Here is a 26918-nt window from a genome sequence, read left to right on the forward strand (position 1 = left end):
ATGGAGCTGGAAGAGATGTGCTGGGCACCAGAATTGCGGGTTTCCGCACGGGTGGTCCGGCGGCGTCTGACGACCAACCCGCAGAGCCAATTCGTCATCGAGGACGACGGCGCGGTCTGGGGCGTCATCTATTCCCAGCGCATCGCCGACCCCGCCGCCCTGCGCACCGTGCGGTTCGACACGGCCGACCGGCTGCACCGCGCGGACGGGCCGGTCGCCCATGTGCTGTCCCTCAACATCGATCCGAGCAGGCAGAGCTTCGGGTATGGTGATGCCCTGCTCGAACACCTGCTGGAGTGGAGCGGCGAGGCCGCGGGCGTGGCCAAGGCCGTCGGCGTCACCCGCTGCAAGGACTTCAAGCGGCACCCCGGGATCGGGCTCGCGGAGTACATCCAGGCAAAGAATTCGCAAGGTCGTTGTCTGGATACCGTTTTGCGCATGCACCAGCTGCATGGCGCTGAGATACGTTGTCTCGTGCCCGGCTACCGTCCGGGCGATGTCGTCAATGGCGGAAACGGTGTTCTGGTCGAATACGATCTGACCACCCGGCTCGATCGTTTGCGGCGACTGGAACGTGATGCGTCCGTTCCCTCCCGGGAGAATTCCCCGGTACCGGCGACCGCTGAATTGACCGCCGAAATCCTGGCATTCCTGGAAGAGCTCGTCGGCGACGCTTCCGGCGCCGCTGAAGCACAACTCTCCCTGGTGAGCCCGCTGTTCGAACTCGGCCTCGACTCGGCCAGTCTCCTGGACCTCCAGGACCGAATCGAAGGCCGTTACGGCGTCTCGCTGGAACCGCTCTTCTTCTTCGAGTGCAACACCGGTGAAAAGATCGTCTCCTTCCTCGAAGGCGTGCGCGGCGGCGAGTTCCCCGAAGGAGCGGGCGGCAGCGAGCCGGAGCCGGTGGCAGCGGCCCTTTCCGAGGGGGCGGTGGCGACCGCGCGCGAGACCGCCGACGGCGACGTCGCGATCATCGGCATGGCCTGCCGGCTGCCCGGCTCGGGCGACGGCTACGGCGCGCTCTGGGAGCTCCTCGCCGACGGGCGCTCGGCCGTCACCACCCTGCCCGAAGGCCGCTGGCAGTGGCCCGACGGGATCGGCCCCGACACCCATCCCGGCATCGACCGGGGCGGCTTCGTCCAGGACGCGGCGTGCTTCGAGCCCGGCCTGTTCCGGATCTCGCCCAACGAGGCCCGGCGCATGGACCCCCAGCAGCGCTGGATGCTGGAGCTGGGCTGGGCGGCCCTGGAAGACGCCGGATACCCGGCGAGCGCCGTGCGCGGCACCTCCATGGGCGTCTTCATCGGCGCCAGCGGCTCCGACTACCAGCGCGTCATGGACACCCGCGGGCTGCCGGTGCGCGCGCACAGCGGCCTGACCACCTCCATGGCCATCATCGCCAACCGCGTCTCCTACTTCTTCGACCTGCGCGGCCCCAGCGTCCAGGTCGACACCGCCTGCTCCAGCTCCCTGGTCGCCGTCCACTCGGCGGTGCGCGCCCTGCGCGCGGGCGACTGCGAGACCGCGCTGGTCGGCGGGGTCAACGTGCTGTGCCACCCGGCCAACAGCGTCGCCTACCACCAGGCGGGCATGCTGTCGCCGGACGGCCTGTGCAAGACGTTCGACGCCTCGGCCAACGGCTATGTGCGCTCCGAGGGCGGCGCCGTCGTCCTGCTCAAGCCGCTGGCGAAGGCGCTCGCGGACGGCGACCACGTGCACGCCGTCATCAAGGGGACCGCAACCAACCACGGCGGCCAGTCGGGCGGTCTCACCGTGCCCAGCGCGGCCATGCAGGCCGGGCTCATCGGCGCGGCGCTGGCCGACGCGGGCGTCGAGGCCGGTGACCTCACCTATGTGGAGGCGCACGGCACCGGGACCCCGCTCGGCGACCCCATCGAGGTCCAGGGCCTGACCCGGGCGTTCGCCGGGAGCACCACCCCGTGCGGCCTCGGCTCGGTGAAGACCAACCTCGGCCATCTGGAAGCCGCCGCGGGCATCACCGGTCTGCTCAAGACCGTGCTGTCGATGCGCCACCGCGCGCTGCCCGCCTCGCTCCACCAGAGCGAGCTCAACCCCCAGATCGACCTGGCGGGTTCGCCGTTCTCGGTGGTCGGCCGGCTCACCGACTGGACGCCGGGCGACGGTCGGGCGCGGCTCGCCGGAGTCAGCAGCTTCGGCTCGGGCGGCAGCAACGCGCACGTGGTCGTGGCCGAGCACGTGGCGCCCGCCGGGGACGCGGCCCGGCCGGTGGCCGACGCCCCGTTCCTGGTCGTCCTGTCGGCCGAGAGCGACGCGCAGCTCGTACGGCAGGCCGAACTCCTCCTCGACCACGTCCGCCGGGAGCGGCCGGACGCGGCGGGGCTCGCCGATCTCGCGTACACCTCGCAGACCGGCCGCGCGGCCCTGACCGAGCGGCTGGCCCTGGTGGCGCCGGACACCGCCTCCCTGAGCGCTCTGCTGAAACGTTTCCTCGCTGGTGGTGGCGGCGACGGCATTCACCGTGGCCGCGCCGGACGCGGCAGCGGCGCCCCGGCGGCCGGGCGGGAGCACGGGCCGCTGGCCGACGCCTGGGTGCGCGGCGCGGACGTCGACTGGGAGCGGCTGTACGAGAACGGCCCCCGGCCCCGGCGCGTACCGCTGCCCACCCATGTCTTCGCCAAGAAGCGGTACTGGCTCGACGACGAGCCGGGCACGGCCCCGGCGGCCGAACCGGTCCTGCCCGCCCACCCGCTGCTCGGCACCCCGGAGCCGGGCGACACCCCCCGCTACGGCACGACCCTGTCCGGCGACGACTTCTTCCTGCGCGACCACCGGGTGCGCGGCGAGAAGGTGCTGCCCGCCGTCGCGTACCTGGAGATGGCCCGCGCGGCGCTGGTCCACGCCCGCGCGGCCGACGCCGCCGCGCCGGTGCGGCTCGACCACGTGGTGTGGCAGCGACCGCTCGTCGTCGCTGACCACCCCCGCACCGCGTACACCGCCCTCACCGACGAAGGCGAAGGACGCTTCGGCTACGAGATCGGCACCGGCGGGCCGGGCGGCGCCGTGCACTCGCGCGGCACCGGTTCGCTGGGCGGCGTCCGCGAGCCCGCCGCGCTCGACCTGGCCTCGCTCAAGGCCCGGATGGGCACGGCCAAACTGGGCCGCGAGGAGTGCTACGACGCGCTGCGCTCCGCCGGGCTCGACTACGGCGACGCACACCGCACCCTGCGCGAAGTCCGCCTGGGCGACGGCGAGATGCTGGCCGCGCTCGCCCTGCCGGAGGCGCCGGCCGGGGACCGCCACGCCTTCGTGCTCCACCCCGCCGTCCTCGACGGCGCCCTCCAGGCCGTCTACGCCCCGCAGATCCAGGACGCCCGCACCGGCGCCGCCTGGAGCGCGGCGCTGCCGTTCGCGCTCGACGCGCTGGAGGTGCACGGCCCCACCCCGGCGACCGCGTACGCCTGGATCCGCGCGGCCCGCGGCACCACCGCCGAGGTGCGACGGTGGGACCTGGACCTGTGCGACGAGCACGGCGGGGTCTTCGCGGCGCTGCGCGGCTACTCCACCCGCGAGAGCGCCACGGCCCGGGCGGACGCCCCGGTGACCCTGTTCCGGCCGGTCTGGCGCGACCGGCCCGCCCCCGCGGGCGACGTCCCCGCGGGTGACGCCCCCGCCGCCCGGGTGGTGCTGGCCTGCGGATTCGGCGCGCGGCTCGCGGAATTGCGCCGACTCGCCCCGCAGACCACCTTCCTGGAGCCGCCGGAGACGGCGGAGACCGACGACGCCCCGGCGGCCGTCACCGCCCACGCCGTGGAGCTGCTGCACGCCGTCAAGGGCATCCTCCTCGGCAGGCCGACCGCACCCGTACTGGTGCAGGCGCTGGTGCCCGCCGACGGTGAGCCGTACGCGTACGAAGCCCTCTCCGGACTGCTCAAGAGCGCCCACCTGGAGAACCCGGCGCTCCTCGGGCAGGTCGTCGCCGTTCCCCCGGGCGCCCCGGCCGAAGATCTCGCCGAGGCGCTCGCCGAAGGCGCGCGCACCCCCGGGGTCCAGCGGATCCGTCGCGACGGCGCACACCGCCAGGTGCTCGGCTGGGAGCCGGTGGGCGAACTCCCGGGCGCCCGGCCGGTGGTGTGGCGCGAGGGCGGGGTCCATCTGATCACCGGCGGCGCGGGCGGCCTCGGGCTGATCCTCGCCGAGGAGATCGCCCGCCGGGCCCCCGGCGCGGTGCTGTGCCTGACCGGCCGCGCCGAGCCGGACGCGGAGCGGCGGGCCCGGCTCGACGCGCTGCGCGAGACCGGCGCGCGCGTCGAGTACCACGTGCTCGACGCGGCGGACGCGGACGGCACCGCCGCACTCGTCACCGACCTCGTACGCCGCCACGGCGCCCTCCACGGAGTGGTGCACGGCGCGGGCGTGCTGCACGACAACTTCCTGGTGAAGAAGTCCGCGGCCGAGTTCGCCCGGGTGCTGCGCCCCAAGCTCGCGGGCGCGGTCGCCCTCGACGCGGCGACCAAGGACGAGGACCTCGACTTCTTCGTCCTCCTCTCCTCGGTCATGGGCGCCACCGGCAATGTCGGCCAGGCCGACTACGCGGTGGCCAACGCCTTCCTCGACGGGTTCGCCCGCCACCGCGACTGCCTGGTGCGCACGGGCGAGCGTGCCGGGCGCAGCGTCGCGATCGGCTGGCCGCTGTGGGCCGACGGCGGCATGGGCGCCGACGCGGCCACCCGCGACGCGCTGCGCACCCGGGCCGGGATGGTCCCCATGACGACGGCCGCGGGCATCGACGCCTTCCACCGCGCGCTCGCGGCGGGGGAGCCGCACCTCGTGGTGGGCGCGGGCGAACGGGCCCGGCTTCAGGCGTACTTGGAGGCGGACACCGCCGCCCCGCAGCCCGCCCCCGCCGTGGCAGCCCGTCCCGGGGCGACGGTTCTCGACGACCGCGCGCTCACCGCGCGAACCGTCGGCTTCCTCAAGGAGGCGCTCGGCCGGCTCACCGGGCTGGCCGCCGGCGAGATCGAGGAGGACGAACTCCTCGGCGCGTACGGGATGGACTCCATCCTGGCGACCGAGCTGACGGCCGGGCTGGAGACCACGTTCGGCCCGCTCTCCAAGACGCTTCTCTTCGAATACCACACCCTCGCCGAGCTGGGCGGATACTTCACCGCGCGCCACCGGGAGGCGCTGGAGACGCTGTTCGGTGAGGCGACTGCGGCGACTGCGGTGACCGAGGCCGCTGGGGTCGTCGAGGCGGCTGAGGCGGTCGAGACCGCCGTGGCGTCCGGCGCGCCTCGTACGGTGGACGCCGACGTGACGGCCCGAGCCGGAGCGGCCGACGTGACGGCCGCGCCCCGCGCCGAGGCGGCCGGGCCCGCCGCGCCCCTTGCCACCCCGCTCGACATCGCCGTCATCGGCCTCTCCGGCCGCTACCCCGAGGCGCGCGACCTCGACGAGTACTGGGCCAATCTGCGCGACGGGCGCGACTGCGTCGTGGAGGTGCCGCGGGACCGCTGGGAGTGGCGCGACCACTACAGCGAGGACCGCACCGCACCCGGGCGCCACTACAGCAAGTGGGGCGGCTTCATCGCCGAGGTCGACCGCTTCGACCCGCTCTTCTTCAACATCTCCCCGCACGAGGCCGACTACCTCGACCCGCAGGAGCGGCTGTTCCTGGAGCACGCCTGGACGGCGCTGGAGGACGCCGGCCACACCCGCGAGCAACTGCGCCGCCTCGGCGGCCGGGTCGGCGTGTACGCGGGCGTGATGTGGGGCCAGTACCAGCTGCTCTTCGCGGGAGGGAACGGGCCGCGCGGCAATCCGAACGCCCTTGGCAGCAGTTACGCCAGCGTCGCCAACCGCGTCTCGTTCGTGATGAACCTGCACGGGCCGAGCATGACCGTGGACACCATGTGCTCCAGCTCGCTCACCGCGATCGAGCTGGCCTGCCGGGACCTGCGGCAGGGCCGCACCAAGCTCGCGTTCGCGGGCGGCGTCAACGTCACCGTCCACCCCAACAAGTATCTGAGCCTGAGCGCGGGCCAGTTCATCTCCAGCAAGGGTCACTGCGAGAGCTTCGGCATCGGGGGCGACGGCTACATCCCCGGCGAGGGCGTCGGGGTCGTGCTGCTGAAGCCGCTGCGCGACGCCGAGCGCGACGGCGACCACATCTACGGCGTCATCAAGGGCAGCGGCGTCTCGCACGGCGGGCGCACCAACGGCTACACCGTGCCCAACCCCCGGGCGCAGGAAGCCGCGATCGGGGACGCGCTGGAGGAGGCCGGGGCGGACCCGCGCGCCATCAGCTACGTCGAGGCGCACGGCACCGGCACCAAGCTCGGCGACCCCATCGAGATCGCCGGTCTCAGCCAGGCGTTCCGCGCGGCGGGCGGCTCGGCCGACACCCAGTACTGCCACCTCGGCTCGGCCAAGTCGAACATCGGCCACTGCGAGAGCGCCGCCGGCATCGCGGGCCTCACCAAGGTGCTGCTCCAGCTGCGGCACGGCCAGATCGCGCCGTCCCTGCACTCGCGCACCCTCAACCCCAACATCGACTTCAGCGGCACGCCGTTCGTCGTCAACCAGGAACTGCGCCCGTGGGAGCGGCCGGTGGTGGACGGAGAGGTGCGCCCCCGGCTCGCCGGCATCTCCTCCTTCGGCGCGGGCGGCTCCAACGCCCATCTGCTGGTGGAGGAGTACGTGGAGCGCCGGCCCGGCACCGCCGCCCCGGGGCAGCCGCTGCTGTTCCCGCTGTCGGCCAAGGACGAGGAGCGGCTGCGCGCCTACGCGGCCCGGCTGCTGCGCTTCGTCCGGGAGTCGGCGCACGGGCCCGATCCGGTCGCGCCCGCCGACCTGGCGTACACCCTGCAGACCGGCCGGGAGGCGATGGACGCCCGCCTCGCCGTCGTCGCGGACTCGTTCGCCGCGCTCGCGGACCGCCTGGAGCGGTATCTGGCGGCCGAGGGCGAGGTCAGCGGCCTGGTCCACGGCAGTGTGCGGGCGGGGCGCGAGGCCCTGTCGCTGATCCCGGCGGACGAGCTGGCGCTGACCACCGACCGGCTGGCCGGGCGCGGAGATCTGCCCCGGCTCGCGGAACTCTGGGTACGGGGTGCTTCGTTGGACTGGCAGAAGCTGTACGGCGGCGCGGACGCGCCGCGCAGGGTGAGTGCACCGACCTACCCCTTCGCCCGGGACCGCCACTGGGTGCCGGAGTCGGCCGCGAGCCCCGCCGACGGCGCCGACCGGACCCCGGCCGCCGCCGCGCGCGCCGATGTGCGCTTCCTCGCCAAGCGGTGGCTCCCGGCCCCGCTCGACGGCGTGGCCGCGCGCCGCGTCAGCGCCCTCGTGCTGCACGACGCCGCCACCGCGCCGCTCGCCTCCGCCCTGGCCGGGCTCTGCGACGAGGCGACGCTGGTGGAGCCGGGCCCGGACGCCGCACAGCGGCTCGCCGGACGGATCGAGCGGGCCACCGCCCTCGTCGACCTCACCGGCATCACCGGGGCGGAGCCCTCGGGCGACACCCTGGCCCTGCTCCAGAGCGTCCTCGGGGCCAAGGCGTCGCGGGACGTCGACCTGCTGTACGTGACGCAGGGCCTCGAAGCGTTCGGGCGCGCCCGGACCCGGGCCGACCTCGCGGGCGCGGCGGGCGCCGGGCTGTACCGGATGCTGCAGAGCGAGTACGGCGGCCTCACCTCCCGCCACCTCGACCTGGACCCGGCGGCCCGGTCGGCCGCCGACCTCGCCGCCGTCGTGCGGCGCGAACTCGACGGTCCCGGCGCCGAGTCGGAGATCTGCCACCGCGACGGCGTCCGCCACGCGCCCGTCCTTGACGACCTCGCCCCGCGCGAGGGCACCGGCCGCGCCGACCTGGCCGGGGACGAGGTGCTCCTGGTGACCGGCGGCACCCGGGGTCTCGGGCTGCTCTGCGCCCGGCACCTGGTGGAGCGGCGCGGGGTGCGCCGACTGGTGCTGACCGGCCGGGAGCCGCTGCCCCCGCGCCATCTGTGGGACGACCCCGAGGCGTGCGCCCCGGCGGTCCGCGCGAAGATCCGCGCCGTGCTCGACCTGGAGGCGCGGGGCGTGGAGGTGCGCGTCCTGGCGCTGCCGCTCGACCGCGCCGAGGAGGTCGCGGCGGCCGTCCGGGCGATCGAGTCGACGATGGGCCGGATCGCCGGTGTCATCCACGCGGCGGGTCTCGTCGACACGGAGAACCCGGCGTTCGTGCGCAAGCCCGTCGCGGGCATCGCCCGCGTCGTCTCGCCGAAGACCGAGGGCACCCGCAATCTGCTGGCGGCCCTGGACGCGGCGGCCCTGCGGTTCGTGGTGCTCTTCTCCTCGGTCTCCGCAGCCCTTCCCGCGCTCGGCGCGGGCCAGAGCGACTACGCCATGGGCAACGCCTTCCTGGACTACTTCGCCCAGGCCCACGCCCACGCCCTGCCGATCACCAGTGTCCAGTGGCCCAGCTGGCGAGAGAGCGGCTTCGGCGAGGTCAAGAACCAGGCGTACACCGACACCGGACTGCTCAGCATCAGCGACCGCGAGGGGCTCGACCTCCTCGACCAGGTCCTCACCTCGCGCTACGCCCCGGTGGTCATGCCGGTCCACGTGGACGCGGCGCGTTTCGACCCGGCGGAGCTGCTGCGCCCGAAGCGGCGCACGGCGGCGCGGCCCGGACCCACGACGGCCCCGGCGCCCGCGCCCTTGAGCTCCCCGGCACCCGCACCCGCACCCGCTCTCGTGACCCCCGCGCCGCAGCCCGGCCACGACGCCGGTCCGTCGCTGATGGCGTTCCTCCGCGAGACCTTCGAGGCCGAACTCAAGCTGAAGCCCGGCGTGCTGGACGAGCGCACCTCGTACGCGGACTACGGCGCCGACTCGATCCTGCTGGCCCAGATCCTGCAGCGGATCAAGCAGCGCCTCGGCGTTCCCCTCGAACCGTCCACACTGCTGGAGCACCCCACCCTGCACGAGCTGGCGGCATGGCTGCTCGGCGCGCACGGGGCCGAGGTCGCGGCCGGGTTCGCCCCGGCGGGGCCCGCAGCGCCCGCAGCGCCCGCAGCGCCTGTCGTTCACGAGGCGCCCGCCGCCCCCGTCGTGACCGGGCCCGCGATCGCCGCCCCGGCCGTACGGCCCGCGGCGGCGGAGCCCGTCACCCGCACCGCCGGTCCCGTCGCCGTCATCGGCATGGCCTGCCGCCTGCCCGGCGCGCCCGACCTGGACGGCTACTGGGACCTGCTCCGCGAGGGCCGCTCCGCCATCCGCGCCGTCCCCGAGGAGCGCTGGGGGCGGGCGACCGGCTTCACCGCCGGACTCGTCGACGACGTCCACGGCTTCGACGCCGGGTACTTCATGCTCCACGCCGAGGACGTGCGGGCGATGGACCCGCAGGCGCTGGTGCTCCTGGAGGAGACCCTCAAGGCGGTCCACCACGCGGGCTACCGCTTCGGCGAGCTCGACGGGAGCAACACCGGCGTGTACGTCGGCGCCCGAGGGCGTGGCCGCGCCGAGGCCGACCTGGTGGCCGGGGCGCGCAATCCGATCATGACGGTCGGGCAGAACTACCTGGCCGCCAACATCTCCCAGTTCTTCAACTGGCGCGGCCCGGCCATGGTCCTGGACACCGCCTGCTCCTCCTCGCTGGTGGCGATGAAGCTCGCCACCGACGCGCTGGCGGCCGGGTCGGTGGACCTCGCGGTGGTGGCGGGCGTCAGCCTGCTCGACGGGCCCGGGGACCACGAACTCTTCCGCAGGCGCGGCCTGTTGCAGGACCGGGGCGAGTTCCACGTCTTCGACCGGCGGGCCGCCGGTGTCGTCCTCGGCGAGGGCTGCGGCGTCGTCGTACTGAAGCCGCTGGACCAGGCGGAGCGGGACGGGGACACGGTGTACGCCGTGGTCGAGGGCATCGCGGTCAACAACGACGGCCGCACCGCCGGGCCCGCCACCCCCAACCTCCAGGCCCAGAAGCAGGTCATGCGCGACGCGCTGCGGCAGGCGGACCGGGCGCCGGGGGACGTGCGCTACCTGGAGGTGAACGGCTCGGGCTCGCAGCTGACCGACCTCCTGGAACTCAAGGCCGTCCAGGCGGTCTACCGCGACGAACCGGCCGCCGCACCCCTGTACCTGGGCTCCATGAAGCCCAACATCGGGCATCCGCTGTGCGCGGAGGGCATCGCCGCGTTCATCAAGGTGGCGCTGATGGTGCACCACCAGCGGCTGGTGCCGTTCCGCTCGGGCCAGGAGCCCATGGAGCACTTCTCCCTGGACGCGGCCAACCTCGTCCTGCCCCGGCGGGCGGCGGACGCGGACCTGCCGTACGCGGCGCTGAGCAGCTTCGCGGACGGCGGCACCAACGGGCACGTCGTCCTCGGACACCGCCCCGCCCCGGCCGCCGGGCGCGGCCCCGTCGCGCTGCCCGAGCTGACCCGGACCGATGTGCGCACGGGTGCGCGGACGGCACTGGCGGCGCGGGCCGCGCGCGCCGACGACGCCGGTACGCACGTGTGGACGCGGCGCGTCACGGCCCAGGACCCGGTCATGGACCACCACCGCGTCTACGGCCGCCGGCTGCTGCCGGGGCTCGCCTGGATCGATCTGCTGTACCGGTGCTTCGCCGAGTCCGGCTTCGCGTACGACACGCTGGAGCTGCGCGACCTGTCCATCCACCGCCCGCTGGGCGTGGACGCGGACGGTGTGCTCGACCTCCGCGTCGAGGCCGTCGCGCAGGCCGAAGGCGGCTGGCGCGTCGAGGCCACCGGCCCCGACGGCGAGCGGTACGTCACGGCCGAGGTGCACCGCACCACCGGCACGGTCGCCTTCACCGAGCGGGTGCCCGCCGAACCCGCGCCCGGCGCCCGGGTCACCGGCCTCGACGAGGTGTACGGCGCCTACCGGGCCCGCGAAGTGGCCCACTCCGGGCCCATGAAGGCCGACGGCACGGTGTCCGTCGGCGCGCAGGACGTGTGGGTGCGGCTCGCGGTCGCCGGGGGCACCGGCGAGGAGCTCTTCCACCCCACGCTCATCGACGGCGCCGCCGTCGGCGCGAGCGGCGCCCTGGCGTACGCGGAGGGCGGCGACCCCCAGCTGTTCCTGCCGCTCCACTACCGCTCGTTCCGCGCGTCCGCCGCCTTCGGCGACGCCTGCCGCGCCCGGGTGCGGCGGTCCTCGGTCCGCCACGGCGGGGAACTCCTCGGCTTCACCCTGGAGTTCTTCGACGCGGACGGCCACCAGATCGGTGAGCTGGCCGACTTCAGCAGCAAGCTGGTGCGGCACGCCGGGCTGATCGACCCGGCCCGCCGCGAGGAGGCGCCGGCCGCCCCCGCCGTACGGCCGGAGACCGCCGGGACGAAGACGGTCCGGCCCGCCTCCGCCGACGCCCTCGGCGCCGTGGTCGCGGCCGTCATCGGCGAGCAGCTGGGCGTGCCCGCCGACGAGGTCTCCACGACCACCGGCTACTACGAAATGGGCCTGGACTCCGCCAAGTTGCTCCAGGCGGCCGGGCGTCTGGAGCAGGCCCTGGACACGCGGCTCTCGCCGACGCTGCTCTTCGAGCACGCGACCGTCGGGGCGCTGGTGGAGCATCTGAGCGCGAGCGGCACGGCCGTCGCGGACCGGCGGGACGAGCCCGCGCCCGACCCGCGGGAGCGGGCGGCCGTCCAGCGGCCCCGGGACCCGGGCGCCGCGCACGCCGTACGAGGCACCGCCGACAGCGAGGACATCGCGGTCGTCGGCATCGCCGGGCGCTACCCGAAGGCCGCCGACGTCGGTGAGTTCTGGGAGAACCTCAAGGCGGGCCGGGACTGCGTCGGTGAGGTGCCCGGCGACCGGTGGCCGCGCGAGGGGCACGAGGACCTGTCCCGCTGGGGCGGGTTCATCGACGGCGTCGACTCCTTCGACGCCTCCTTCTTCGGCGTCCCGGCCGACGAGGCCGCCCAACTCGACCCGCAGGAGCGGCAGTTCCTCGAAGTGTGCTGGGAGGCCGTCGAGGACGCCGGGTACACCCCGGACTCGCTGGCCGCGGCCCGGGGCGGGGAGCGGCGGCGCGCGGTGGGCGTGTACGTCGGGGTCATGCACCGGGACTACGCCCTGCTCCAGGAGGAGGCCGCACGCCAGGGGCAGCGCGTGCCGCAGGCCCTGAACGCGGCCACCATCGCCCACCGCGTCTCGCACTTCTGCGACTTCCACGGGCCGTCACTCGCCGTCGACACCGTCTGCGCGTCCTCGCTCAACGCCGTCCACCTCGCGGTGGAGGCGCTGCGCCGGGGCGAGTGCGACGCGGCGCTGGCCGGTGGGGTCAACCTGTCGCTGCACCCCGCCAAGTACCGCACCTACGGGCTGCTCGGACTGCTCGCCCAGGAGGCGCCCGCGCGGTCGTTCGGGGCCGGGGGAGACGGCTATGTGTCGGCCGAGGGCGTGGGCGCGGTGCTGCTCAAGCCACTGCGCCGGGCCGTCGAGGACGGCGACGCGGTGTACGCGGTGATCAAGGGCAGCGCGGTCGGCCACTCCGGCCGCACCCCCGGCTTCCGGGTGCCGTCGGCCGCCGCGCAGCAGGCCGTCGTCACCGACTGCCTGGAGCGGGCCGGGGTGGATCCCGGGTCGCTCGGTTACGTGGAGGCGCACGGCACCGGCACCGAGATCGGTGACCTGATGGAGGTGGAGGCCCTGGAGCGGGCCTTCCGGGCGCGCACCGACCGCACGGGCTTCTGCGCCCTCGGCTCGGTCAAGTCCGCCATCGGGCACGCCGAGTCGGCGGCCGGGATCAGCGCGCTGACCAAGGCCGTGCTCCAGCTCCACCACCGCACGCTCACCCCCCAGGTGGCGGCCGGGCGCGCCAACCCCTACCTCGACCTCGCGGACTCTCCGTTCCGGCTCCAGACGGAGCTCGCGCGGTGGGAGGGCGAGGAGGGCGTACCGCGCCGGGCCGGGGTCAGCGCGTTCGGCGCGACCGGCGCCAACGCGCACGTCGTCCTGGAGGAGGCGCCCGCGCCGCACCCGGCGGGGCCGTCCGAGGTCCCCGGCGGGGTGCTGGTCCCGCTCTCCGCCAAGGACGCGGACCGGCTGCGCGCGTACGCCCGCAAGCTGCTGGGCTTCCTCGACGCGCACGACGGCCTCGACCTGGCCGCCCTCGCCCACACGCTGCAGAGCGGCCGGGTCGCCCTGGAGGAGCGGCTGGTGCTGCGGGCGCGCACCGTCGCCGAGGTGCGGGACGGCCTGGCCCGCTTCCTCGCCGGTGACGGCGGCTCGGCCGCGGGCCTCTGGCGCGGCCGGGTGGACCCGCGCCCGTCCGGCGCGCGGCTGCTGGACGAGGAGGAGGTGCGCGCGCAGCTGGTCGGCCGGTGGGCCGCCCGGGGCGACTGGCGCAAGATCGCCGAGCTGTGGCTGGAGGGGTACGCGGTCGACTGGAGCGCGCTCCACGAGGTCCGCCCGGCCCGCCTCCACCTGCCCACCTACCCGTTCGCCGAGGAGCGGCACTGGGTGTCGGCCGAGGCGCACACCGCGCCCGTGGCCGTACCGCGGCCCGCGGTCGCCGCACCGGCACTGCCTGAGCTGCGGCCCCGGCCGGCCGGTCCGCAGTGGCGGTTCCCGGCCGAGGGCGAGCCCGTACCGCACCACGACGGCGCCGCGGGCGGCCTCGAAGAGCGGGCGCTGGGGTTCCTGCGCGGGCTGCTCGCCGAGCGGTCGGGCCGCGACGCCCGGGAGATCGCCCCGGGCGCCGGGTTCCTGGAGCTCGGCCTCGACTCGCTCGGGATCGTCCGGCTCACCCGCGAGCTGGCCGGGAGCGTCGCCCCCGGCTTCGTGCCCAGCGCGCTCTTCGCGCACCCCACGGTCGGCGAGCTCGCCGCGCACCTGGCGGCGGCCCACCCCGCGGGGATCGCCCGCCTGGTGCCCTCGGGCCGTCCGCGCACCACCCCGGAAACCGCCCCGCAGTCCGAGGTCCTGGAGGTGCTGGAGCGCCTCGGTGACGGCGCCCTGGACCTCGACGACGCCATCGCGCTCCTCGACGGAGAGAGAACCCAGAAGTGAAGCACGAGCTCAGCGCCCTCATCGCCGACTACCGGGCGGGCAAGGTCACCGACAGCGAGGTCGGTGACCTGCTGCGGCGCCTCAAGGCGGGCGCGCGGACGTACGAACTCTCCGAGGGCCAGCGCGGTCTGTGGGCGCTCCAGAAGGCGTACCCGGGGATGGCCGCGTACAACGTTCCGCTCTGCTTCCGGGTCTCGGGGCTCGACGGGACGGTGTTCGAGCGGGCCTGCCGCGCGGTGGTGCGGCGGCACCCGGTGCTCACCACGGTCCTGGGCCGCGACGGCGACCGGCTCGTGCAGTCGGTCGACCCGGGGCGCGGGCTCGACTTCGCCCGCGTCGACCTGGGCGCGCTGCCGGAGGCCGGGGCGCTGGCGGCGGTGGAGGCCGAGCACAAGCGGCCGTTCGCGATGGAGGGGGAGCCGCTGCTGCGGATCCGTGTCTTCGCGCGTCCGGCGGACACCTCGCTCGTGCTGGTCAGCGTGCACCACATCGTCTTCGACGGCAGCTCGGCCCGGCTGCTGGCCCAGGAGCTCTTCGACACCTACGAGACGCTGCTGGCCGGCGGCGAGCCGCGACCGGCCCGCGCGGGCGCGGACTTCGAGGCGTTCGTGCGCGAGGAGCGGGCGACGCTGCCGGGGCGGCGCGAGCGGCTGCTCGACCACTGGCGGGAGCGGCTGGCGGGCCCGACCGCCGCGCTGAACCTGCCCACCGACCGGCCGCACGACGAGGTCGTCGACCGGTTCGCGGGAGAGACCGCCTTCAGCGCGCTCCCCGGTGAACTCGCGCGAACTGTCGGAGAGTTGGCGGCCACCCGGCGCACCTTCGTCTCCACGGTCATGCTCGCCGCGTACGCCGTGCTGCTCGCCGGTCACTCCGACGAGCGCGAGGTCGTCGTCGGGATGCCGGTGAACGAGCGGGACGGCGACGCACTCGCCGACGCCATGGGGCTCATGATCAACATGATGCCGGTGCGGGTGGACCTCGCCGGGAGCGCGACCTTCGGGCAGCTGGCGGCCCAGGTGCAGCGCGAGGTGGCCGACGGGATGCTGCACGGCTACCCGTTCGCCGCGCTCGCCCGCGAGCTGGGCCCCACCGGGCCGTCCGGCCGCTCGCCGCTCTTCCAGACCGCGTTCGTCTTCCAGGACGTGCTCGACGGCTTCACCGGCCCGGACCGCCCCTACGAGCTGGTGCGGGAGCTGCACCAGGAGGGCGAGTACGAGCTGTCAGTGGAGGTGTGGGGCGACGGCGACGGGTACGCGCTGCACTGGAAGTACCACCCCGAGCTGTTCGGCGCCGACTTCGTGGCGGCCCTGGGCGAGCGCTACCGGCGCGTCCTCGAAGCCGTCACCGCAGATCCCGGGATCCGTCTCGACGCCCTGCGCGCGCTCGTCACGGCCGACGCCGACGCGCCCTGTGTGCACGACCTGTTCGACGCGGCGGCGGCCCGCACCCCCTACGCGGTCGCGGTGACCGGCACCGACGAGATCCTCACCTACGACGAACTGCGCCGCCGCTCCGACGCGCTGGCCGCCCATCTGGTGGCGCGGGGCGTGCGCCCCAACGACCTGGTGACGGTCTTCCTCGACCGGTCGGCCGCGATGGTCGTCGCCCTGCTCGGCATCCTCAAGGCGGGCGCCGCCTACGTGCCGCTGGACCCGGAGCTGCCCGCCGCGCGCCTCGCCGACATCGTGGCGGACAGCGGCACCTCGCTGATCGTCACCCAGGCCCGGCTGGGGGAGCGGGCCCGTGCGCTCCTCGACGCGCGGCCCGCCGGGGCGCGGGCGGCGGCGCCCGGCGCCCTCGTCGTCCTCGACGAGCAGCGCGACGAACTCGCCGCCGCGGCGGCGCGCGGCGAGCGGCCCGAGGTGCGGGTGGGCGAGTCGGAACTCGCGTACGTCATCTACACCTCCGGCAGCACCGGCAAGCCCAAGGGGGTGATGATCCAGCACCGGGGCTTCACCAACCTGTTGCGCTCGATGGCCGCCGAACCCGGACTCGGCCGCACCGACACGCTGTTCGCGGTCACCACCGTCAGCTTCGACATGGCGCAGGTCGAGCTGTTCCTGCCGCTGGTCACCGGTGGGCGCTGCTATGTGTGCGACAGCGCGACCCTCAAGGACGTCGGCCGGCTGAAGGAGCGCATCGGCCAGGTGCGCCCCACGGTCATGCAGGCCACCCCGGCGACCTGGAGCATGCTGTTCCACTCGGGCTGGCGCAACACCGAGGGCCTGCGGATCTTCACCGGCGGCGAGGCCCTGTCCCGTACGCTCAAGGACCACTTCCTGAGCACCGGCACCGAGGCGTGGAACCTCTACGGGCCGACCGAGACCACCGTCTACTCGACCGGCACCCTGGTGCGCGCCGACGCCCCCATCACCATCGGCAGGCCGCTCGCCAACACCGAAGTGCTCATCCTGGACGAGCGGTTGCGGCCGGTCGCCGAGGGCGAGCCGGGCGAACTGTGCATCGCCGGGGCCGGGCTCGCCAAGGGGTACGTCAACCGCCCCGAGCTCACCGCCGAGAAGTTCGTGGCGCATCCGCTGGTCGCGGGCGCGCGGCTCTACCGCACCGGGGACCTGGCGCGCTGGAACGAGGACGGCGAGATCGACTACCTCGGGCGGCTCGACTTCCAGGTCAAGATCCGGGGCAACCGGGTCGAACTCGGCGACATCGAATACCACTTCGGCCGCCACGAGGCCGTCGCGGAATGCGTCGTGGTGGCGCGCGGCGAGGACGCGGCCAAGCAGCTCGTCGCCTACTACCGCCAGGTTCCGGGGCGCGCGGCGGGCACGGCCGGATTCAAGGAGTACCTGCGCGAGAGGCTGCCGTCGTACATGGTCCCGGACTTCTACGTGCCGATCGACGACATCCCGCTGACGGGCAGCGGCAAGGTGGACCGCAACGCGCTGGCGCGGCGCGAGATCTCACTGGCCCCCGCCCCGGCCGCCGCGCCCGCCGCCCCCGGGCAGCCGCCGGCGCTCGCCGAGATCGAGGCACAGGTCCTCGCCTGCTGGCAGGACGTCCTCCAGGTCCGCGACATCGGCCCCACCGCCTCCTTCTTCGAGGTGGGCGGGAACTCGCTGGCGGCCGTGGTGCTCGCCGAGCGCGTCGCCGCCCGCTTCGGCGTGCCGTTCGCGGCGGCCGACCTGTTCAAGTACGCCACCGCCCGCGCCATCGCCGCCCATGTGCGCGAGCACACCGCACCGGCGGCGCCGGCCGGGGAGGAGAGCACGGCGGCCGGGGAGGGGAGCACCGCGGTCGTCCCGGCCGCCGCCGCTGAGCTGCCCGACGACGCCGTGGCCATCGTGGGCATCGCCTGCCGGTTCGGGGACGCCGAGGACCACTGGCGGTTCTGGGAGGACCTGCGGCGCGGCGACGGCACCACCCGGTTCTGGACCGAGGAGGAGCTGCGCGCGGCCGGGGTGCCCGAGCGGGTGCTGCGCGAGCCCGGCTTCGTGCCGCTGCGCTCGGCCCTGCCCGGCAAGAACGTCTTCGACGGCGAGTTCTTCCGGCTCTCCCCGAACCACGTCGCCCTGATGGACCCGCAGTTCCGCCAGCTGCTGCTGCACGCCTGGAAGGCCGTGGAGGACGCGGGCCACGACCACCGCGACATCCCCGCCACCGGCGTCTACGTCACCAGCGGCAACCACTTCTACGGCGCGCCCGACCCGGGCGCGGCGCCGGTGATCGAGGACCCGCAGCAGTACCTGTCGTGGGTGATGGCCCAGAGCGGCACGGTCGCCTCGATGATCTCGTACCAGCTCGGCTTCGGCGGCCCCAGCCTCGCCGTCCACTCCAACTGCTCGTCCTCGCTCAGCGCCCTCTCCCTCGCGGCCCGCGCGGTGCGCGGCGGCGAGACGGACTTCGCCCTGGTCGCGGCGGCCTCGGCGGCCCGTGCGGACGGACTCGGCTATGTCCACAAGCCCGGTCTGAACTTCTCCGGCGACGGCCGCGTGAAGGCGTTCGACGCCGACGCCGACGGCATGGTCGGCGGCGAGGGCGTCGCGGCCCTGCTGATCCGGCGCGCCAAGGACGCCGTCGCCGACGGCGACCACATCTACGGCCTGCTGCGCTCCGTGGCGACCAGCAGCGACGGCGCCCAGGCCACCGGCTTCTACAGCCCGAGCGTCGACGGCCAGAGCCGGGCGGTCCGCCGGGCCCTGGAGAGCGCCGGCGTGGACGCGCGCTCCATCGGATACGTGGAGGCCCACGGCACCGGCACCAAGCTCGGCGACCCCGTGGAGCTGGCCGCGCTGACCGAGGCGTACCGCGAGCACACCGACGCGACCGGCTACTGCGGCATCGGCTCGGTGAAGTCCAACCTCGGCCACCTCGACTCGGCGGCCGGGCTCGCCGGAACCGTCAAGGTGCTGCTCAGCCTCTACCACGGCGAGCTCGCCCCCACCCTCAACTACAGCCGCCCCAACCCCCAGTTGAAGCTGGAGCGGACGCCGTTCCACGTCGTCGACCGGCTGCGCGCGTGGCCCCGGGGCGAGGAGCCGCGCCGGGCCGCGCAGAGCTCCATCGGCCTGGGCGGCAGCAACGCGCACGCGGTCTTCGAGGAGTACGCGGCCGACGCGCCCGCCCCCGACGACCGCACCCCGCAGCTGGTCCCGCTGTCGGCGCGCACCCGCGACAACCTGGCCGCCTACGCGCGCGAGCTGCGGGCCGCCGTGGCAAGCCCGCGGCCCGCGCTGCGGCTGCGCGATGTGGCCCACACGTTCCAGGTCGGCCGGGTCGCGATGGCCCACCGGGTGGCGTTCGTCGTCCGCGACCTGGACGAACTCGCCCAGGAACTCACGCTGTTCCTCGACGGCCGGGACTCGGCCCGCCGCTTCGGCGGCGAGGTGCCCCGCGGCGGCGCCCCCACCGGGCCCGGCGCGGCCAAGGTCGACCGCTGGCTGGCGAACGGCGCGGAGAAGTCCAAGCTGAAGAAGCTCGCCCAGGCGTGGGCGCGCGGCGCCGACGTCGAGTGGCGGCGGCTGGCCAAGTCCGTCGCGGGCCGCCGCACCAGCCTGCCCACCTACCCGTTCAGCCCGGTCGTCCACCCGTGGCCGACGCGTACCGCCGGGAGCGCCGGACCCGCCCCGGCCCACCCCCTGCTCCACGAGAACGTGTCCGGGCTCGGCGCGGTCCGCCACCGCACCCGTTTCACCGGCGAGGAGTTCGTGCTGCGCGACCACGTGGTCGACGGGAAGCGGCTGCTCCCGGCCGTGGCGAGCCTGGAGATGGCGTACACGGCCGTGCGCCGCGCGCTGCCCGCCGCCGGGCCGCGCGTCACGCTGAGGAACGTCAGCTGGGTGCGGCCGGTGGCCGTCGGCGACGGGGGCCGCACGGTCGAGTTCACCCTGACCGAGGACGGGGCGCCGGGCGCACCGCGCTTCGAGCTGACCGGTTCGGCCGAGGACGGCGGACAGCTCCACGTCCAGGGCCGCGCGACGGCCGCCCCCGGCGCCGAGCGGCCCGCGGTCGACCTGGCACGGCTGCGCGCCGCCCTGCGGCTGCGCCCGCTGTCGGGCGAGGAGTGCTACGCGTACATCGCCCGCGCCGGAGTCGTCTACGGCCCCGGCTTCCGCCTGGTGCGCACCCTGCACCGGGGCGCCCCCGACGGGCGGCGCGAGACGCTGGCCGAACTGCGGCTCCCCGGCGGGGCCGCCCTGGAGCCGTACGCGCTGCACCCGGGGTTCCTGGACGCGGCGATCCACGCCTCGCTCGGCCTCGACCCCCGCTTCGACACCGAGGCGGGCGCGGCTTCGCGGCCCCGGGAGGCGTCGGCCACACCGGTGCCGTTCGCCCTGGACCGGCTGGACGTCTTCGCCCCGTGCGAGCGGGAGATGTACGCCTGGGTGCGTCCGGCTCCGGGGGAGCGGGCCGAGGGCGCGGGCCAGGTGCTCGACATCGACCTCACCGACGCCCGCGGCCGGGTCTGCGCCGCGCTGCGCGGCCTCGCCTACCGTGCGCTCGACGGCCGGACGGCCGGGGCGCCCGGCGGCGCGGCGGGCGACGGCCGGGTCTCGGCCCTGCGCACCCTGCTGCCGGTGTGGCAGCCCAAGGGCACCGAACTCGCCGCCTCCGTCGGCGAGTTGACGGGCGTACGGCCCGACGAGGTGTTCGTCTTCGACGCCGACCGGCGGCTGAGCGGCGAACTCGGGTCGCTGGCGCCCGGACACCGGACGGTGGAGCTGCCCGCCGGAGCCCCGGTGGCCGAGATCGCCGAGCTGATCCGGGCCACCGGGCGGACGCCCGCCCACCTGGTGTGGGTGGCGCCGCACGAGGGGCCCGACCCGGTCGCGGACCAGGAGCGGGGCGCCGTCGAGGTGTACCGCCTGCTGCGGGCGCTGCTGTCGCTCGGCCTCGGCACCAAGCCGCTCACCTGGACGGCGCTCACCTTCGCCACCCAGCGCGCGGTCCCCGGCGACCCGGTCGCGGCGGCCCACGCCGGCGTGCACGGCCTGCTCGGCAGCGCCGCCAAGGAGCACGGCCGCTGGACCGTCCGCCTCCTCGACCTGCCCGCCACGGCCCCGGGCGAGGCGTTGCGCGCGGCCGGACTCGCGCTGCCCGCGGTCCCCGCCGGGACCACGCTCGCCCTGCGCGAGGGCCGCTGGCTCGCCCAGGAGCTGCGGCCGGTCGCCCCGCTCGCCCCCGCCACCGCGCCCTACCGGGACGGCGGTCGCTATGTCGTCGTGGGCGGCGCGGGCGGCATCGGCGCACTGTGGAGCCGCCACCTGGTGGAACACCACCGGGCGGCGATCGTCTGGATCGGCCGGCGCCCCCTCGAAGGCGCCGTCGCCACCGCCCTCGCCGACCTGGCCGCCCGGGCGCGGGCCGTCGGCGCCGAGGAGCCCCTCTACGTACGGGCGGACGCGAGCGACGAGGCGGCGCTGGCCGCCGCGTACCGGACGGTCAAGCGGCGCCACGACCGGATCGACGGCGTGGTCCACTCCGCGATCGTGCTGGCCGACAAGACCCTCGCCAACATGGACGAGGGCCGGTTCCGCGCGGCGCTGAGCGCCAAGGTCGACGTCGGTGTCCACCTCGCCCGCGTCTTCGGCGCCGAGCCGCTGGACTTCGTGCTCTTCTTCTCCTCGGTCGAGAGCTTCGTGCGGGACGCGGGCCAGGCCAACTACGCGGCCGGATGCACCTTCAAGGACGCGCTGGCCCTGGACCTCGCGGACCGCTGGCCCACCGCCCCCGGCGCCGCGCGCCCCGTGGTGAAGTCCGTCAACTGGGGCTACTGGGGCGTGGCGGGTGTCGTCAGCGACGACTTCTACCGCACCCGCATGGCGGCTGCGGGCATCGACTCCCTCGAACCCGAGGAGGCCCTGCGCACCCTCGGTGACTTCCTCGGCGGCGCACACGGCCAGGTCGCGCTGATGCGCACCTTCGACGAGGCCGCGCTGCGCGCTCTGGTGCCCGACGAGCACGTGGCGGCGGCCGGAGCGGTGTCCGTGCTCGGTGAGGTCGTCGCGGCGCACCGCGCCCCGCACGGCGAGGTCGCCCGGCTCGGCCGGTTCCTGCCCCACCGGCGCCTGTGCGAGCTGGCCGAACGGCTGCTCTTCACCACCCTGCGCGACCTCGGCCTCGACGGCCTGGAGGAGCGAATCCCCGCCAAGTACGGCCGCTGGCTCGCCGAGAGCGACCGCGTGCTGTCCGCCGCGGGTCTCGTCGAGGTGCGCGGCGGACGCCGCGCGCTGCCCGCCGCGCACGGCCTGGACCCGGCCGAGCTGTGGCGCCAGTGGCACGCGGAGCGCGCCGCCTGGACGCCCAACGCGAACCAGCGCGCCCAGGTCGACCTCGTCGAGTCCTGTCTGCTCGCCCTGCGCGAGGTCCTGACCGGTGAGCGGCCCGCCACCGAGATCCTCTTCCCGGGCTCCTCGATGTCCCGCGTGGAGGGCATCTACCGGGGCGACCCCATCGCGGACTACTTCAACGACCGGCTCGGCGAACTGCTGGTGGACGCGGTGCGCCGGCGCCGCGCCGCCGAACCCGGCCGCCCGCTCCGGATCCTGGAGGTCGGGGCCGGGACCGGCGCGACCAGCGCCAAGGTGCTGGCGGCGCTGGAGCCGCTCGGCGACGCGATCGCGGAGTACTGCTACACCGACCTCTCCAAGGCGTTCCTCTTCCGCGCCGAGGAGCAACTGCTGCCGCGCCACCCGTATCTGACGACCCGTATCTTCAACGCGGAGAAGCCGCCCCTGGAGCAGGGCATCGAGCCCGGCGGGTTCGACCTCGTGGTGGCCACCAACGTGCTGCACGCCACCGCGGACATCGCGGCGACCCTGCGCAACGTACGGGCGGCCATGCGGCCGGGCGGGCTGCTCTTCATGAACGAGATGAGCCGCAACACGCTCCTGGCGCATCTGACGTTCGGCCTGGTCGACGGCTGGTGGCTGTACCGGGACGCCGACCTGCGCATCCCGGGCAGCCCGGTGCTCACGCCCGAGAGCTGGGTGCGGGTGCTGCGGGCGGCTGGCTTCGCGGAGGTCGGCCAGCCGGACACCGGGGCGCACGCCCTGGGCCAGCAGCTGACCGTCGCCGCGAACGCCGGGGGCCCGGCGGCCCGTACGGACGGGCCGAGCGCCCAGGCCCCCGCGGCGCCCCGTGCGCACGCCCTCGCGGCGCCCCGGCCGGCCGTCACCGCCACCGTCCCGGACGCCGATCTGCGGGCGCGCACCCTCGCGTACTTCGAGCAACTCCTGCGCGACGCCCTGCGCCTGACGGACGATCAGCTCGATTCGGGCCGGAACCTGCACGACTACGGTCTCGACTCGATCCTGGTCTCCGGCATGAACAACACCGTCGCCCGCGACTTCGAGGACGTCCCCAGCACGCTCTTCTTCGAGCTGCGCACCCTCGACGAGCTGACCGACCACTTCGTGGAGACGCGCCGCCCGGAGCTGCTGCGGCTCTTCGGGACGGAGGCCGCCGCCGCGCCCACTCCGCCCCTGGAGGCGCCCTCCCCGCTGCTGGAGGCGCCCACCGCGCTGCTGGAGCGGGCCGTCGCGTACGTCACCGAACTGGTCGCCGCGACCCTGCGGATGGCGCCCGGGGACCTCGCCCCCGACGCCGACCTCTTCGACCTCGGGCTCGACTCGATCCTCGTCATCCAGCTCAACAACGCGCTCGGTCGCGACTTCGACGAGCTCAGCAGCACGCTGTTCTTCGACTGTCCGACGGTCCGGGAGGTGGCCGGGCACTTCACGGCGGCGCAGCCCGCGCGGCTGGCCCAGGTGCTGGGCGCCGAGCAGCCGCCGCGCACGGCCGAGCCGGTCGCGGCCCCGGTGCCCGTCCCCGACGCGGCCCCGGCGGCGGTCCCGACCGCGGTCCCTGCGGCGGGCTCTGACACCGCCGAGGCACCCGCCGAGGCACCTCTGCATGCACCCGCCCCGGTCGGCGTCGGCACCCCCGCGCCCCGCCTCCGCGACATCGCCGTCGTCGGCCTGGCCGGGCGCTACCCCGGGGCCGCCGACCCCGCCGCGCTGTGGGAGAACGTGCGGCAGGGACGCGACTGCACCACCGCGTACCCCGAGGACCGCTGGTGGCTGCGGTGGGAGGAGGACGGCAAGGAGCGCCCGAAGGGCGGGTTCCTCGCCGACGTCGCCTCCTTCGACGCCGAGTACTTCGGCATCACGGACGCCGAGGCCGCCGCGATGGACCCGCAGGAGCGGCTGTTCGTCGAGACCGTGCACAGCGCCCTCCAGGACGCCGGGTACACGGCCGACGCGCTCAACCGGCAGGGCAGGGTGGGGGTGTTCGCGGGTGCCATGAACGCCACGTACAACGGGCGCACCGCCCACTCCTCCATCGCCAACCGCACCTCGTTCCTCTTCGACTTCCAGGGTCCGAGCATCGCCCTCGACACGGCGTGCTCGTCGTCGCTCACCGCGATCCACCTCGCCCTGGAGAGCCTGTACAGCGGCGACAACGACTGCGCGGTCGCCGGAGGCGTCAACCTGCTCCTGGACGCCGACCACTTCGAGGTGCTGGCCGAGCACGGGCTGCTCTCCGCGGGCGACCGCTGCCGTCCGTTCGCCGAGCACGCGGACGGCTTCCTCGCCGCCGAGGGCGTCGGCGCGGTCGTGCTGCGTCCGCTGGAGGACGCGCTGGCGAGCGGCGACCACGTCTACGCGGTCATCAAGGGCAGCGCGGTGAACGCAGGGGGGCGCACCAGCCGTTACAGCATGCCCAGCCTCACGGCCCAGCGCGACGTCGTCGCCCGCGCCCTGGAGAAGTCCGGGGTGGAGCCCGCCACGGTCAGCTACGTGGAGGCGCACGGCACGGCGACCGCGCTCGGCGACTCCATCGAGATCTCCGCGCTCAGCCGCGCGTTCGGCACCGGGCGCGCGGGCCAGTACTGCGCCGTCGGCTCGCTCAAGTCCAACCTCGGCCACGCCGAGAGCGCCTCCGGCGTCGCCGGGCTCACCAAGGTCCTGATGCAGCTCAGGCACCGGCAGCTCGCGCCGTCGATCCACGCCGAGGAGCTGAACGCCGGGATCGTCTTCCAGCGCACGCCGTTCGCGGTGCAGCGCGAACTCGCGCCGTGGGCGCCCGTGGACGCCGACGGGCGACCGCTGCCCAGGCGCGCCGGGATCTCCTGCTTCGGCGCGGGCGGCTCCAACGCACATCTGATCGTCGAAGAACACCCTGGAGGCGGCGACGTGGCCCCCGAGCCTGCGCGACTGACCGACGAGCCGCGCCTGGTGCCGCTCTCCGCACGGACCCCGGAGCAGCTGCGCGAGACGGCCGGACGGCTGGCGGACTTCGTCGCCGACGCCGCACGCGCCGGGCGGCCGGTGCCGCTGAGCGACCTCGCGTACACCCTCCAGGTGGGCCGCGACGAACTGCCGGTGCGGCTGGCCCTCGTGGTGCGGTCGGTGCCGGAGCTCGCCGCGCGGCTCGCCGCGTTCCTCGACGAGGGCCGGGCGCCGGCCGCCGAGTACGCCGACCTGACCGGCCGCGACACCGGCCGGGCCGCGCCCGAGCCGGTCACCGACCCCGGCGGGGCGGCCCGGCGGTGGCTGACCGGTGCGGCCCTGGTGTGGGAGGCGCTGTACGGCGGTGCGCGGATGCCCCGGCGCATGAGCCTGCCCACGTACCCGTTCGCCAAGAAGACGCACTGGTACGGGCGGACGCCGGCCGAAGCCGTCCGCACGGCGACCGCCCCCGCCCCGGCACCCGCCGCCGTCAACGGTGGCGGCGGGGTGCGTGCGCTGCTGCGGGACGCCGTCGCCGCGCAGCTGGCCGTGGACCCCGACGACGTCCGCACCGATGCGGACTTCCTCGCCCTCGGCCTCACCTCGATGGGGCTGGTGCGGCTTGCCAAGGAGATCCAGCGCGAGCTGGACCCGGCCTTCGAGTCCTCGCTGCTCTTCGAGTACGCGACGGTCGACGAGCTGGCGGCGCACCTCGGCGCGGCCCCGGAGAGGCACGCCCCGGGCCATCCGCTCTCCGAGGGCCAGCAGGGGCTGTGGACCCTGCAGAAGGCGGCCCCGGAGTCGGCCGCGTACAACGTGCCGCTCTGCTTCCGCACCACCGGTCTGGACATCGACGCCCTGCGGGCCGCGTTCGCCGGGGTCCGCGCCCGGCACCAGGTGCTCGGCGCGGCCGTGGAGGTGGCGGGCGGCAGCCTGCTGCTGGCCCAGCGGCAGCCCCCGCGCCAGCTGGTGACGGAGCATCAGCTCTCGGCGGCCGACGACAGCGGGGCGGTCGCGCTGATCCGCGCGCACGCCAAGCGGCCGTTCGACCTGGACCACGGCCCGCTCTGCCGCCTCGACGTCTTCCACGGCCCGGACGGCACGTCCTGGGTGCTCCTGAACGCCCACCACCTGGTGCTCGACGGGGCCTCCGCCGTACTGCTGGTCAAGGAGCTCCTCGCGCGGTACACCGCGCTCACCGGGGGCCGGAACCCCGACCCGGCGCGCCCGAGCGCCCCCTACGGGGAGTTCGTGGCCGCCGAGGCCCGGGCGCTCGGCGACACCGGGGCCGACGGCCGGCTCGCGTACTGGCGGGAGCGGCTGGCGCGGCCGCTGCCCGCGGTGGCGCTGCCCGCCGACCGGCCGCGCCCCACCGGCTCCGGCGTCGGCGCCACCGCCACCCGTCGCCTGACGCCCGAACTCGGCGCGCGCCTGGCGGAGTTCGCGCGCGGCCGGCGGGTCTACGCCTCCGCCGTCCACCTGGCCGCGTTCACGGTGCTGCTGCGCCAGTACACCCAGCAGGACGACGTGATCGTGGGCATGCCGGTGAGCACCCGGCCCGCGCGCGGCTTCGAGCGCACGGTCGGCCACTTCGTCGACATGCTGCCGGTCCGCACCCGGGTCACCGGCGGGGCGCGCTTCGCCGACCTCTGCAAGGACGTCCAGAAGAACCTCGCCGACGGCCTCGCCCACCACCACCCGTTCCCGGCCCTGGTGCGCGAGCTCGGCCTGTCCGCGGGCGAGGGCGGCGCACCGGTCTTCCGGTACGCGTTCATGTACCAGGACTGGTACGAGGACGTCACCGCCGACGCCCCCGCCTTCTCGTACGTCGAGGGCATCCACCAGGAGGGCGAGTACGAGCTCGTCCTCGAGGTCGTCGAGCCCGCCGGGCCCGACGGCGCCTGGACGGTCAACTGCAAGTACGACACGGCCCTGTTCGACGCCGCGACGGCCGAGCAGCTGCTGCGCCAGTACGCGCACCTCCTGGAGACCGTCCCCGCCGAACCGGAGCAGCTGGTCGACGCGTGCTCGCTGCTCTCGCCCGAGGAGCGCCACACCCTCACCGTCGAGTGGAACGCCACCGGCACAGCCCACCCCGACCGGCCCGTGCACGAGCTGTTCGCCGAGCGGGCGGCCCGCACCCCGGACGCACCGGCGGTCGTCGCCGGGCCGCGCACGCTCACCTACGCGGAGCTCGACGAGCGCTCCGGCCGCCTCGCCGCCCAC

Annotated in this window: 2 protein-coding genes (1 of these 2 cut by a window edge); both read left to right on the top strand. The window is 75.1% G+C overall.

Annotation, left to right across the window (positions count from 1 at the left end):
* Positions 1-13998, top strand: a complete 13998-nt coding sequence (locus AB5J87_RS31990) for an SDR family NAD(P)-dependent oxidoreductase (protein ID WP_369381797.1) — start codon at positions 1-3, stop codon at positions 13996-13998.
* Positions 13995-26918 carry the 5' portion of an amino acid adenylation domain-containing protein gene (locus AB5J87_RS31995; protein ID WP_369381800.1) on the top strand. 8988 nt of this gene lie beyond the right edge of the window, so 12924 of the gene's 21912 nt are visible here — the first part of the coding sequence; the start codon lies at positions 13995-13997; its stop codon lies beyond the right edge, outside the window. Before AB5J87_RS31990 ends, AB5J87_RS31995 begins: the two co-directional genes overlap by 4 nt.

The sequence above is a fragment of the Streptomyces sp. cg36 genome (genome assembly GCF_041080675.1).
Lineage (GTDB): Bacteria > Actinomycetota > Actinomycetes > Streptomycetales > Streptomycetaceae > Streptomyces.